Source organism: Variovorax pasteuri, from assembly GCF_051216435.1.
Lineage (GTDB): Bacteria > Pseudomonadota > Gammaproteobacteria > Burkholderiales > Burkholderiaceae_C > Variovorax.
Map to the genome: position 1 here is coordinate 39,295 of NZ_JBPJZS010000015.1, position 12,527 is coordinate 51,821.

A 12,527-nucleotide genomic window follows, 5' to 3' on the forward strand; every position below is an offset into this window, starting at 1 on the left:
TCAGGCGTGCATCGGCCGCGCCGCGCCGGGGCGCAGGCGCAGGGCCGCGCCGGCGAGCCACATGCCCAGCGCGCCGGTGATGCCGAAGCCGCGCTCGGTGTCGCGCACCTCGCGCATCAGCTGCGCGAGGCGCGCCTGCTCGTGCGGCGCCACGCAGCGCTGCAGCGTGTGGCTGCACAAGCGGATGTGGCGGTCTTCGTCGGCCAGCACGCGTGTCAGCAGCGGGTGCAGCGCATGCTGCTCGCCGATCAGCGCGCAATGCCGCTGCAGGATGCGCGAGGCCATCTGCTCGGCCGACAGCCCGATGGCATAGGCCGGCACCAGCCCGCCGTGCGCGAAGTGCGGCGCATGGCGGCGAATGAGCGCCTGCCAGCGCGCCAGCTTGCGCCGGCTCAGCCAGTCGGGCTGGGGCGCTTCTTCGGGCGATGCGGCGGCCTGTGCGTGGCCGCCGCGTTCGACGATGGCCTGCGCGAACAGGCGCGCGTGCAATTGCTCGTCGGCCAGGTGCTGGTCGAGCTGGCGCACCAGCCAGTCGGGCGGGGCGATGCGCAGCTCGCGCTGCAGCGCCTGCTCGGACGATTCCTCACCCACCAGGTAGAAGCGCAGCAGCAGCATCTCGCCCGCGTTGCTCGCGTGCAGCTGGCGCAACGCGGCGCGCTTCAGGTGGTGCACCAGCCGTGCCTGCAGCGCCGGCCAGCCGCGCAGCGCGGGCGGGGCGAGGCAGTCGAAGCCCGGGGCGGCGATGGAAGGGTCAGCGTCCATCGGCCTTCGCTCTCGCGGCCTGCACGGGCGGCTGCTGCTGTTGCTGCCAGCCCAGCACCAGCCCGATGAAGCTGTCCTGCAGGAAGGCGCGCGCGGCCGCGTCGGCGCCCGCGAACTCGCGCTGCTGCCCGTCGTAGCGCACGTAGCCCTTGCCGTTGGCGGCGCCGAGCACCAGCTTCTCGTTCTTGTGGAAGCCGCGCTGCAACAGCGGCTGCAGCAGCGCCTGCGACTCGAGCCCGTACAGGAACAGGTCGCGCTGCACCACCTGGCGCGGAATCTGGCCGCTCAGCGCCTGCAGCTCCAGCGTCCAGTTGCCTTGCTGCATCGCATCGGCCAGCGCGCGGCCGCTGGCGGCCGGCGCACGGAAGCGCGCACGCGCCACCGACTTCGAGGCCTTGGCCAGGCCCAGGCCGATGGTGATGTCGGCGTTCTTCGCGCCGTCGGTGCGGTTGTCGTCCACCTGCACCAGCACGTTGGCCAGCCGCGCGGTGAGCGAGGGCCTGGCGAGCGCGGCGACGACCTGGTCGGCGGTGAGCACCACCCGCTCGGCGCTGGCGTCGTTCACCGCCACCTGGTACGGGTCGATGCGGATGTCGCTGAACTCGTCGCCGATGGGCGAGTGCGCATGGCTGCTCACCGACCAGTCGGTGCCCGAGCGGCTCAGCAGCGCATGGAAGGTCAGCGGCACGCGCTGGCCGCTGCGCGCCTGGCCGGAGCCCTGCAGCAGCACGTCGCCGACGATGGTCTTCTCGGCGTAGCTGCGCGTGTTGGTGAAGCGAATGGTGTGCGCCGCGCCGTCGAGCGCGGCGCGGGTGTCGGGGTCGTCCAGCGCGAGGCGGTTGCAGTCGTTGCCGGCGCCTGCCAGCGCGGCGAAGGGGCAGCCCGCGTCGGACCTGAAGTTGAAGATGCCGCGGCCGGTGAAGTCGGCGGCGCCGGCCAGCGAGAAGGCGCCCGCGAGCGCGAGGCCCAGCGCAATGCGCCGGTTGACGCGCCGGGCGATGAAGGAAGAGCGGATGGGCATGGTCTTGTCTTGTTGTTCTTCTGCGGGAGAAGGGCAGCGCTCAGGGGCGGTGATAGGACAGCGCCTGTGCGTCCGCGTGGGTGCGCCCGGTGGTGTGCCAGCCGATGCCGCGTGCGAATGCGCCGAGCATGTCGACCGCCGAGAAGCCCACGATGAGCGCCACGCCCGCCAGCCAGCGCACACCGCGCAGCGGCGGAAGGTCTTGATGGTTCAGCGCCTTCACGCTGAATCCCAGCCGCGTGAACAGCACGGCCAGCGGCCCGATCGGTCCGCTTCGGGCCAGCCATTGCCAGCGCGGCGACACGTAGCTGCGCAGCAGGTGCGGCGTGAGCGAATAGGTGTCCTGCCCGCGCATCCAGCGCAGCTTGAGCGCCTCGGCGCGCGTGTCGGGCAGGCGGTGCTCGGTGTGGGCCCGGGCCGCGTAGTGAATGGGCACGCCGGCCGCCTTCAGCCGCATGCCCAGCACCTGGCAGTGCGCGCGGTACACGCCGTCCAGCGCCTGGTAGCTGTGCTGCGCGAACACCTCGCGGCGGAAGGCCACGTTGTTCGCGTAGAAGTTGCTCGTGGCGCCGGCGTGGTCCGCGTTGGGAAAGTACATGAAGTCGATGGTGGTCAGCGCGGTGCCCACCACGTTGGCCGCGTAGCTGGTGCGCCCGGCGACCACGGCGGGCGCATCGGCTTGCGTGAACGGCAGCAGCATCTGCAGCAGCCAGTCGTCGTCGGGCAGGCAGTCGGCGTCGGCGAACACCACATGGGTGCAGCGCTGCGCGTCGGTGGCCTCGAAGCCGACGTTCTTGGCGTCGTAGTAGCCGGTGGTGGTGTCGATGCGCACGAAGTCGACCGGGCGGCCCGCGAGCGCGCTCACGGCCTCGCAGGTGGCGGGGCTCAGCCCGTCGTGCGTGACGACCACCTGCGCCAGCGCGGTGAGCGGCAGCTTCTGCTTCGCCAGCAGTGCGACCAGGCGCTGCAGGCTGGTGCTTGCCTTGGCCTCGGCGTCCGCCCCGCCGCGCAGGTTGTTGGTTTCCAGGACCAGTGCGCAATGCGCGGCAACTTGATGGGGCATCATCGAATTTTCCTGTCCGGACATGGTTTTGAAGGCTTCCATCCTGCTTTTATCGCACAACCGCGCCGGCGGCCAGTGCGCAACGTCAAGGGCGCGCCCATGAAAGTCAGCCTCTTCGGCGCCGGCTACGTGGGCCTGAGCTTCGCCGCCAGCCTGGCCGAGGCGGGCCACGAGGTGCTGTGCGCGGACGCGGACCTGGCGCGCGTCGAGGGCCTGCAGCGCGGCCTGATGCCCTTGCACGAACCGGACCTGGAGGCGCTGGTGGCGGCCGGCCTGGCCGCCGGCACGCTGCGCTTCACCGCCGACCCGCACGCGGCCTGCCTGCACGGCGAGGTGATCTTCATCGTGGTCCACACGCCGGCCGATGCGCAGGGCCGCGTCGACCTGCGCCATGTGATGGCCGTGGCCGCCGGCATCGGGCGGCTGCGCGACCGCGAGGCGCTGGTCGTGTGCAAGTCGACCGCGCCCGTGGGCACGGCCGACCAGGTCGAGGCCGTGCTGGCCGGCGAGCTGGCGCAACGCGGCGCGCACCACCGCATCGCGGTGGCGGTGAACCCCGAGTTCCTTCGCGAAGGCTCGGCGGTGCGCGACTGCCGCCAGCCCGACCGCATCGTGATCGGTTCGCAGGACCCGTGGGCCATCGACCTGCTGACCCGGCTCTACGCACCTTTCATTCAAGACCCGAAGCAGCTGCTGGTGATGGACCGCCGCTCCGCCGAGCTCACCAAGTACGCCGCCAACGCCATGCTGGCCACGCGCATCAGCTTCATGAACGAGATGGCGCGCGTGGCCGAGCAGGCGGGCGCCGACATCGAGAGCGTGCGGCGCGGCATCGGCGCGGACCGGCGCATCGGGCCCGACTTCCTGCAGGCGGGCGCGGGCTACGGGGGCTCGTGCCTCGCGAAGGACGTGCGGGCGTTGAAGCGCATGGCCGAGCGCGACGGACACACGCTGCGCATCCTCTCGGCGGTGGAGGCGACGAACCACGCGCAGAAGGAACGCCTCTTCGAGCTGATGGCGCACCACTTCGAAGGCCGCATCGCGGGCAAGACGATCGCGGTGTGGGGGCTGGCCTTCAAGCCCGACACCGACGACATGCGCGACGCGCCGAGCCTGGTGCTGCTGGAGCGCCTGTGGGCGGCCGGCGCGCGCGTGCAGGTCTACGACCCGGCGGCGATGTCCGCCGCGCGCGGCATCGTCGGCGAGCGCGGCGACGTGCGCTGGTGCGCCACGGCGCACGAGGCGCTGCAGGGCGCCGATGCGCTGGCGCTGGTCACCGAGTGGCCGGAGTTCCGCCAGCCCGACTTCGCGCGCATTGCGCAGGCGCTGCGCGCGCCGGCCCTCTTCGACGGCCGCAACCTCTACGACGCGGCGCAGGCCGAGTCCGCGGGCATCGCGTACTACGGCATCGGGCGCGGCCGGTCGTCAATGTTTCGTTGATTATTCCGCGGCGGTGTCCAGTGGCAGGAAGGCATCGCCCGGCGTGAGCGGCGCATGCCGGTAGCTCGCCGGTGTGCGGCTCAGCTTCACCGGCGCGCCGATGCCGCGGTAGCCGCCCGGCATCTCGACCACCATCTCGCGGTGCAGCGTGTGCGGATGCTGCAGCGCGGCGTCCACCGGCAGCACCGGCGCGGCGGGCACGCCGGCGGCCATGAGCTGGTCGACCAGCGCGCGGCCATCGAACGCGGCCATCGCGGCCTCGAGCTGCTGCTTGAGGCCGTCGCGGTGCACGGAGCGGGAGCCGGCCGTGCGGTAGAGCGGATCGTCCGACAGTTCGGGCAGGCCGATGCAGCGGCACAGGCTGGCGAACTGGCGGTCGTTGCCCACGGCCACGAACACGGGGTCGGTGCCGGTGGCCAGCGCGTCGTAGGGATAGATGTTGGGGTGCGCGTTGCCGGTGCGGCGCGGCTCGGTGCCGTCCATGAACCAGTTGGCCGCATGCGGGTGCAGCAGCGACAGGCCGCTGTCGTACAGCGCCGCCTCCACGAACTGCCCGCGGCCGCTGCGGTTGCGTTCCTGCAGCGCGAGCAGCACGCCGATCACCGCGTTGAGCCCGGTCACCATGTCGACCACCGGCAGGCCCACGCGCAGCGGTCCGCCGTCGGCCTCGCCGTTGATGCTCATGATGCCGGTCATGGCCTGCACGGCGGCGTCGTAGCCGGGCAGCGCACCCAGCGGGCCGTCGGCGCCGAAGCCCGACACGCGGCACCACACCAGCCGCGGAAAGCGCTTCGACAGCGTCTCGTAGCCGATGCCCCAGCGTTCCATGGTGCCGGTCTTGAAGTTCTCGATCAGCACGTCGGCCTCGGCCACCAGCGCGAGCAGTGCGTCGCGGCCTTGTTCGGTCGAGAAGTCGAGGTGCTGCACGCGCTTGTTGCGGTTCAGGCCGTGGTAGTACGAGGCCACGCCCTCCCTGAAGGGCGGGCCCCAGGTGCGTGTGTCGTCCCCTTGAGGCGGCTCGACCTTGAGCACGTCGGCACCGTGGTCACCGAGGATCTGGCCGCAATACGGGCCGCCGAGGATGCGGGAGATGTCGAGGACGCGGATGCCTGCGAGGGCGCCTTGGGCTTGGGTCATTTCGGTGTTCCGTGTAAGCGGCCGCAAATCAGTCGAGCTGCGCCCCAGACTTCTGCACCACGTCCTTCCACTTCACAGACTCCGCGGCAATGAACTGCCCGAGCTTTTGCGGCGACGTATCGGCCGACGCCTCTAGACCTTGGGACGCAAACATCTGCTTGACCTTCGGCGAGTTCAACACCTCCGCAAACGCATGGTTGAGCTTGGCGATGCGGTCCGCAGGCGTGCCGGCCGGCGCGACGATGCCGAAGAACACGCTCACGTCGTAGCCCTTGTAGCCCTGCTCGGAAATGGTCGGCACGTCGGGCAGCGCCTGCGAGCGCGCGACGGTGGCCACGCCCAGCGCGCGCAGCTTGCCGGCCTTGACGTACGGCAGCGCGGTGAGGATGTCGGTGAAGGTCATGCTCACCTGGTTGCCCAGCAGGTCGTTGAGCGCCGGGCCGGTGCCCTTGTACGGGATGTGCTGCAGGTCGGTGCCGGCCACGGAGTTGAACAGCACGCCCGCCAGGTGCGACGACGCGCCGTTGCCCGACGAGGCGTAGCTGAGCTTGCCCGGGTTGGCCTTGGCATAGGCCACGAGCTCGGGCACGTTCTTCACCGGCAACGCCGGGTTCACCACCAGGATGTTGGGCAGGTAGCCGACCTGGATGACCGGCGCGAAGCTCTTCACCGGGTCATAGTTGATCTTGCGGTACAGGCTCTTGTTGATGGCCAGCGGGCCCGAGGTGCCGAACATCAGCGTGTGGCCGTCGGCCTCGGCACGCGCCACGAACTCGGCGCCGATGTTGCCGCCCGCGCCCGCGCGGTTCTCCACGATCATGGGCTGGCCCAGGCGGTCTTTCATCTCGGCGGCCAGCGTGCGCGCCATCGCGTCGGTGGGGCCGCCGGGCGGGAAGGGGATGACCAGCGTCAGCGGCTTGGAGGGGAAGGCATCGGCCGCTTGTGCGGCTGGCACTGCGGTGAGCAAGGTGGCGGCGCAGGCGGCCAGGAGGAAGGTCGAGCGTTTCAAGGGATGTCTCCGTTTTTGTGGATGGACAGGCGGCTCAGGCGAGCGCGCTTGCGGGTCGAACCTGGGCGCCGTTCCAGTCGGCAGGCATGGCGTCGGGCGAGAGCGGGTCGCGCGGCAGCACGCGGTGCAGCAGCACCAGCTGCGACCAGCGAAGGCGCGGGGCGGAGCCGCTGCGTGCCGCCTCCCAGGCCATGGCGATGGCGCTGGTGCAGTGGTAGAGCGCGGAGGCGGCCTGGCGTGCGAGCACGTCGCCGCCTTCGCGCGCCGCCGTCTCGGTCAGTGCGGCGGCGCGTGCCAGCGCGTCGCGCAGGGCCTTGGCGTAACCAGGGGCGAGCGCCGCGTCGTCGAGCAGTTTCTCGCAGTGCGCGCGCAGCACCGGCAGCGAGCCTTCGCGTTTCACCGCGCGAATCACGTCCAGCGCCACGATGTTGCTGGTGCCTTCCCAGATCGAGCCCAGGTGCGCATCGCGCACCAGCCGCGCGTCGCTCCACTCCTCGATGTAGCCGCAGCCGCCGCGCACTTCCATCGCGTCGCCCGTCACCTTGCGCGCATCGCGGCAGGCGCGGAACTTGATGAGCGGCGTGAGGATGCGCAGCAGCGCGTACGCATCGGGCTCGGCGGCATCGGAGCGGGCCAGCGCCAGCGCCGTCTGGCACACCATCGTGCGCGCCTGTTCGGCCGGCAGGCGCAGCTTGTCGAGCTGGCGCTGCATCAGCGGCATCTGTTCCAGCGTGCGGCCGAAGGCGCGGCGCTCGGAGGCGATGAACTCGGCCTCGGCCACCGCGCGGCGCATCAGGCCCGCGGCGCGCACACCGTTCGACAGGCGCGAGTTGTTGACCATGTCGGCCATCTGCACGAAGCCGCGGCCGGCCTCGCCCACCAGGTACGCGACCGCGCCCTCGAGGCGGATCTCGCCGCTGGCCATCGAGCGCGTGCCCAGCTTGTCTTTCAAGCGAATGATGCGGTAGTGGTTCAGGCTGCCGTCGTCCAGCCGGCGCGGCAGCAGGAACAGTGACACGCCCTTCATGCCGGGCAGGCCGCCGGATTCGGTATCGGCGCGCGCCAGCACCATCGCGAAATCGGCGTCGGGGTTGGAGCAGAACCACTTGTCGCCGGTCAGGCGCCAGCTGCCGTCGGCTTCCTGGTGCGCCAGCGTGGCGGTGGCGGCGATGTCGGAGCCGGCGGCCTGCTCGGTCATGAACATCGCGCCCTGCGCGAGTTCGTCGAAGTCGAGCGAGGTCAGGCGCGGCAGGTACCTGGCGACCAGCTCGGGCGTGCCGAACTTCTTCAGCGTGCGCGTGAGCGAGTCGGTCATCGACACCGGGCAGCACAGGCCGAACTCGGCCTGCACGAACAGGTAGGTCAGCACGTATTTCACGAGCGGCGGCATCTTGCCCTGCCAGCCCAGCGTGTCATCGCGGTGCGAAATGGCCGCCAGGCCGAACTCGCTGAGCGCGAGGCGCTCCATCTCCACGTAGGCCGGGTGCTTGACGACCTTCTGCTCGTCCAGCCCGGTGCGCGTGCGCTGCTTCAGCGTGGGCGGGTTGCGGTCGGCAGTGCCGGCCAGCTCGTCGAGCAGGCCGCCCGCCAGGCCGCCCAGGCGCTCGAAGTGCGGCTGCATGTGCCGGCGCAGGTCGTCGGGCAGGTACAGCGCGAGCAGGGCGTGCAGCTCGGTGTCGGTGCTGAACAGGTTCTGGCCGTGGCGGTCGGGAATCGGATGGGCGTGGGCGGCTGCTGGCGCGGCACCGGTGATGGCGGCGGCGTTCTCGGACATGCGTTTTGTCTCCTGGGTTCACCGCATTGTTGAAGCCGCGACGATCTGTGTCTAATATCGATTTGGTCTTGTTCTATTCGATCTGACTATCCATGGAACTGCGGCACCTGCGCTATTTCTCCGTGCTCGCCGAAGAGCTTCACTTCGGGCGGGCGGCGCGGCGCCTGTCGATCTCGCAGCCGCCGCTGTCGGTGGCGATCCGGCAGCTCGAGGAGTCGGTGGGCGCGCGGCTGTTCGAGCGCAACAGCAAGGAGGTGCGGCTCACGCCCGCGGGCGACGCGCTGCGCATCTCGGCGCGGCGCGTGCTGCTGCAGGCCGAAGAAGCCGCCATCGAGGCGCGCGACGTGGCGCTGGGCTCGGCGGGGCGGCTGCGCATCGGCTTCGTCGGCGCCATGCTGTACCGGGGCCTGCCGCAGGCGCTGCGCGCATTCCAGGCGAAGCACCCGGCCGTGCGCATCACCCTGAGCGAGCTCAACTCCGGCGTGCAGATCGCTGAGCTGCTGAACGACCGGCTCGACCTGGGCTTTGCCCATACGCGCCGCGTGCCGCTGGAGCTGCAGCACCGGCTGCTGCTGTCGGAGCCCTTCGTGGCCTGCCTGCCGGCGGGCCATGCGCTGGCGCGCAAGCGGGTGCTGGCCCCGGCCGACCTGCGCGACCAGCCCTTCGTGCTGTTCTCGCGCGAGGCCTCACCCGACTACCACGAGCGCATCCTGTCGATCTGCGCCGACGCGGGCTTTTTGCCCGAGGTGCGCCACGAGGTGCGCCACTGGCTGGCGGTGGTGTCGCTGGTGTCGCAGGGGCTGGGCGTGGCGCTGGTGCCGCAGGCGATGCGGCATTCGGCGCTGCGCGGCGCGGTGTTCCGCCCGCTCGACCGGGAGGTGGCGCAGTCGGAGGCCTATGGCATCTGGCGCTCGGGGCCGGCGAACGTGCTGGTCGAGCGGCTGCTGCAAGGCGTGGCGGACAGCATCGAGGCCGCCGCGAAGCTTCAGGCGTAGAGCGGCTCTTCCGCCATCTGCTCGCACTGGTCTTCCAGCACCAGGATCTGGCCCTTCCAGTAGTCGCTGGAGCCGAACCACGGAAAGTTGATCGGAAAGATCGGGTCTTCCCAGCGCCGCGCCAGCCAGGCGCTGTAGTGAATGAGCCGCAGCGTGCGCAGCGGCTCGATCAGCGCCAGCTCGCGCCGGTCGAATTCGCGGAACTGCTCGTAGCCGTCGAGCAGGCCCGACAGCTGCGAGGTGCGCTGCGCGCGGTCGCCCGACAGCAGCATCCACAGGTCCTGCACGGCGAAGCCGGTGCGCGCGTCGTCCAGGTCGACGAAGTGCGGGCCGCCGCCGGGGCGGTCGGTGGGCGTCCACAAGATGTTGCCGGGGTGCACGTCGCCGTGCAGGCGCAGCTTGCGCGGCTTGAAGTCGGAGGCCGGCGGCTGCAGCGCAAGGGCCGTGGCGCGCACCATGTCCAGCGCCTCGTTGCAGGTCTTTTCCCAGTCGCGCTGCATGTCCAGCGGAATCTTGTCGTTCTCCAGCAGCCAGTCGCGCGAGTCGAGGCCGAAGGTCTGCAGGTCGAGCGCGGGGCGGGCCTCGAAAGGTTTCGCGCTGCCCACGGTGTGGATGCGCGCCAGAAAGCGGCCCACCCATTCGAGCACCTCGAAGTCGTCGAGCTCCGGCGAGCGGCCGCCGCGGTACGGGCTCACGCTGAAGGCGAAGCCGGCGTGGTGGTGCAGGGTCTTGCCGTCGAAGGCCAGCGGCGGCACGGCCGGCACTTCGTTGGCTGCGAGTTCGAGCGAGAAGCCGTGCTCTTCGAGGATCTCGGCCTCGCTCCAGCGGCCGGGGCGGTAGAACTTGACCACCACCGCGCTGCGGTCTTCCAGGAACACCTGGTAGACCCGGTTTTCATAGGAGTTCAGGCCCGTGAGCCGGCCGTCGCCGTACAGGCCGAGCGTCGCGAGCGCGTCGAGCACCACGTCGGGCGTGAGGCTCTCGTAAGGATGGGTGTTCGCGGGCGCTGCAGAGGAAAGGGTCATGCGGCGATTGTCGCCACACGGCGCCCCGCGGTCTCAGGCGCCTACAGGTTGTTTGTAAAGAGAAAGGACATGGCCGCTGCGCGGGTCGCCCTTGCCCGCGAGCACCTGCGCATAGGCGGCAACCACTGCCTCGCCGCCATGGTGATGTTCGGCATGCAGCCAGGGGCCTTTGGCGTGCGTGACCTCGGCGATGAATGCGTGCCAGGCCGCGACCATGCGCTTGCCGAATTCTTCGACGCCCCATTCGGCGGTGCGCTTCTTGATCTGCGCCGGCGCGAAGAACAGCGTGGCGCGCGGGCCGGGCAGGTCCTTGCCCGCGCCCTTGGCCGCGAGCTGCTCGACGTGCGTGCCGCCGATGGAGCTGCTGTACTTCAGGTCGACGAAGCGTTCGTGGATCGCGTTGCGCAGCGCCCCGTTGCCCGCGAAGTCGACGTACACGCAGGGCGTATCGGCCGCGATGCTGTCGAGCGCGTCGTAGGTCAGCACGCGGTCGTAGCAGCCCAGGCTTTCGCAGAAGGCGACGTTGGCGGGCGACGTGAGGCCGATCACCTCGATGCCCTCGCGCTGGTGCAGCTGGAATGCGGTGCCGTAGGCCGTCTTGCTCGAAGCACTCGACAGCAGCATCGTCTTCGCACCGAAGAAGTCGTTGTCGGCCATGAAGTCGTCGATGAGCCACGAGGTGATGAACAGCGGACGCAGCAGCGCCTGGATGTCTTCGGTGCCGGCCGTGTAGAGCGCATCGCTCGCGCAGCGGAAGTACTGGTTGTAGACGGCCGGCAATGCCGCGCGGTGCTCGGCCATGTCGGCGAAGCGTTCCGGCGACAGCCGCCCTGGGCTCAGCACCGCGCTGGAGGCCATCGGCCAGTAGCCGTACAGCCGCTCGCCCACCGCCACGCCGGGGTGCAGCGACTGCACCACGCTCGCGAAGCCCCACACGGGGATGCTGCCCCAGCCTTCTTCACCGGTCGGGTAGAACTGCCAGTAGCTCATCGCATCACCGAAGGCGGCGTAGGTGATGTTGTTCGAGGTGAGCGCAAAGCTGTCGATGCGCACGCGCACCTGGCCGTCGGCCAGGGCTTCGTCGTCGGCGGTGTGCAGGCGCGTGGTGGCGAGCTGGTCTTTGCGAATCAGGAGGCTGGTCGTGCTCATGGGTGAAGCTCCGGCAGTGGATGTGCCCGCGACGTTAGCCAAGCTGGATGAAAGGCGCTACCGTGCGGCGCGTTCCGGCGTCACCCGTGAGACATCGGCGGGCACAAAAAAAGGCGGCCCGTTGCCGGGCCGCCCTTCATGCACCGAGCGTGAACTCAGGCGATGGTGAGTTCGACGTCGATGTTGCCGCGGGTGGCGTTCGAGTACGGGCACACCTGGTGCGCGGTGTCGACCAGCTTCTGCTTGGCGTCGGTATCCAGGCCCGGCAGCGTGATCGCCAGCTTCACGGAAATGCCGTAAGCGACACCGCCGTTCGTCGGGCCGAGGGAAACGCTGGAGTCGATGGCGACGTCTTCCGGCACCTTCACGCCGATCTTCGGGCCGACAGCCTTCATCGCACCGATGAAGCAGGCGGCGTAGCCGACCGCGAACAGCTGTTCGGGGTTGGTGCCGGGCTTGCCGGAGCCGGGCGAGCTCAGCTTGACGTCGATGGCGCCGTCGCTGGACTTGCCTGCGCCGTCACGGCCGCCGACGGTGTGGGCTTCTGCGGTGTAGAGCACTTTGTCGAGCTTGGTGGTCATGGTGATTTCCTTTGATGAAGTGAAGGGACGGGGTGAACGTTCGCCGCGCGTGGAGAAGCTACGCGGCTTTCTTGATGCGGTCGCGCAGCGTCTGGATCTGCTGCGTGAGCGCAATGAGTTCCGGCACCGAGCATTCGGTGGCGGCCAGAAGGCAGGCCGGCACGTTGGCGGCCTTGGTTTTCAGCTTGCGGCCTGCGGCGGTGAGCGTGATGTGCACGCGCCGCTCGTCGGCCACGTCGCGCACGCGGCTGACGTAGCCATTGGCTTCGAGGCGCTTGAGCAGCGGCGTGAGCGTGCCCGAGTCGAGCGACAGCTGCTCGCCGAGCGCAGAGACGGTGTGGCCGTCCTGCTCCCAGAGCGCGAGCATGACGAGGTATTGCGGGTAGGTGAGCTGGAGCTTTTCGAGCAGCGGCTTGTACAGCCGCGTCATGGCCAGCGAGGCGGAATAGACCGCAAAGCACAGCTGGTTGTCCAGCTTGAGCATGTCGTCGGCGGTGACGGGGGTGGAGCGCATGGGTTGAATTGTAGTGAGCAATTGAATTGCGTGCAATATAAAATTGAAAGCGTCGGT

Annotated in this window: 12 protein-coding genes; 2 read left to right on the plus strand and 10 right to left on the minus strand. The window is 69.8% G+C overall.

From position 1 onward, the window contains the following. From ACSFBM_RS32265 to ACSFBM_RS32275, 3 genes are read right to left on the minus strand one after another with little or no spacing between them, the layout of a single operon-like run. Positions 1-762 carry a hypothetical protein gene (locus ACSFBM_RS32265; protein ID WP_435488033.1) on the minus strand — a complete coding sequence of 254 codons (762 nt, stop codon included), beginning with the start codon at positions 760-762 and terminating at the stop codon, positions 1-3. After that, complete coding sequence (locus ACSFBM_RS32270) at positions 752-1,783, minus strand: hypothetical protein (protein ID WP_435488034.1); 1,032 nt, start codon at positions 1,781-1,783, stop codon at positions 752-754. Before ACSFBM_RS32270 ends, ACSFBM_RS32265 begins: the two co-directional genes overlap by 11 nt. 40 nt (positions 1,784-1,823) lie before the next feature. Further along, positions 1,824-2,849 carry a glycosyltransferase family 2 protein gene (locus tag ACSFBM_RS32275; protein ID WP_435488035.1) on the minus strand — a complete coding sequence of 342 codons (1,026 nt, stop codon included), beginning with the start codon at positions 2,847-2,849 and terminating at the stop codon, positions 1,824-1,826. Positions 2,850-2,945: 96 nt separating this feature from the next. On the opposite strand from ACSFBM_RS32275, the gene ACSFBM_RS32280 reads away from it, so the two are divergent. Next, on the plus strand, positions 2,946-4,286 hold the full coding sequence (locus tag ACSFBM_RS32280) for a UDP-glucose dehydrogenase family protein (protein WP_435488036.1): 1,341 nt from the start codon (positions 2,946-2,948) through the stop codon (positions 4,284-4,286). Here the strand turns inward: ACSFBM_RS32280 and ACSFBM_RS32285 are convergent, their stop codons facing one another. The 3 genes from ACSFBM_RS32285 to ACSFBM_RS32295 are packed head-to-tail and all read right to left on the minus strand — an operon-like array spanning position 4,287 to position 8,206. After that, complete coding sequence (locus ACSFBM_RS32285; protein ID WP_435488037.1) at positions 4,287-5,423, minus strand: CaiB/BaiF CoA transferase family protein; 1,137 nt, start codon at positions 5,421-5,423, stop codon at positions 4,287-4,289. A gap of 28 nt (positions 5,424-5,451) precedes the next feature. Beyond that, a complete protein-coding gene (locus ACSFBM_RS32290; protein ID WP_435488038.1) occupies positions 5,452-6,432 on the minus strand; it encodes a Bug family tripartite tricarboxylate transporter substrate binding protein in 981 nt (326 codons plus the stop codon). Positions 6,433-6,466: 34 nt separating this feature from the next. After that, positions 6,467-8,206: an acyl-CoA dehydrogenase family protein gene (locus ACSFBM_RS32295; protein ID WP_435488039.1), complete on the minus strand. Its 1,740-nt coding sequence runs from the start codon at positions 8,204-8,206 to the stop codon at positions 6,467-6,469. A gap of 92 nt (positions 8,207-8,298) precedes the next feature. Here ACSFBM_RS32295 and ACSFBM_RS32300 point away from each other — a divergent pair, with 92 nt between their 5' ends. Continuing rightward, positions 8,299-9,201, plus strand: coding sequence for a LysR family transcriptional regulator (locus ACSFBM_RS32300; protein ID WP_435488040.1), 903 nt, complete (start codon positions 8,299-8,301; stop codon positions 9,199-9,201). Here ACSFBM_RS32300 and ACSFBM_RS32305 read toward each other — a convergent pair. The 4 genes from ACSFBM_RS32305 to ACSFBM_RS32320 form a co-directional block, all read right to left on the minus strand. Further along, complete coding sequence (locus ACSFBM_RS32305; protein ID WP_435488041.1) at positions 9,192-10,226, minus strand: serine/threonine protein kinase; 1,035 nt, start codon at positions 10,224-10,226, stop codon at positions 9,192-9,194. The genes ACSFBM_RS32300 and ACSFBM_RS32305 overlap by 10 nt on opposite strands. 33 nt (positions 10,227-10,259) lie before the next feature. Further along, complete coding sequence (locus ACSFBM_RS32310) at positions 10,260-11,375, minus strand: DUF2855 family protein (RefSeq protein ID WP_435488042.1); 1,116 nt, start codon at positions 11,373-11,375, stop codon at positions 10,260-10,262. Between the two features lie 155 nt (positions 11,376-11,530). Beyond that, on the minus strand, positions 11,531-11,956 hold the full coding sequence (locus ACSFBM_RS32315) for an organic hydroperoxide resistance protein (RefSeq protein WP_435488043.1): 426 nt from the start codon (positions 11,954-11,956) through the stop codon (positions 11,531-11,533). Positions 11,957-12,014: 58 nt separating this feature from the next. Continuing rightward, positions 12,015-12,470, minus strand: a complete 456-nt coding sequence (locus ACSFBM_RS32320; protein WP_435488044.1) for a MarR family winged helix-turn-helix transcriptional regulator — start codon at positions 12,468-12,470, stop codon at positions 12,015-12,017. Positions 12,471-12,527 lie beyond the last annotated feature (57 nt).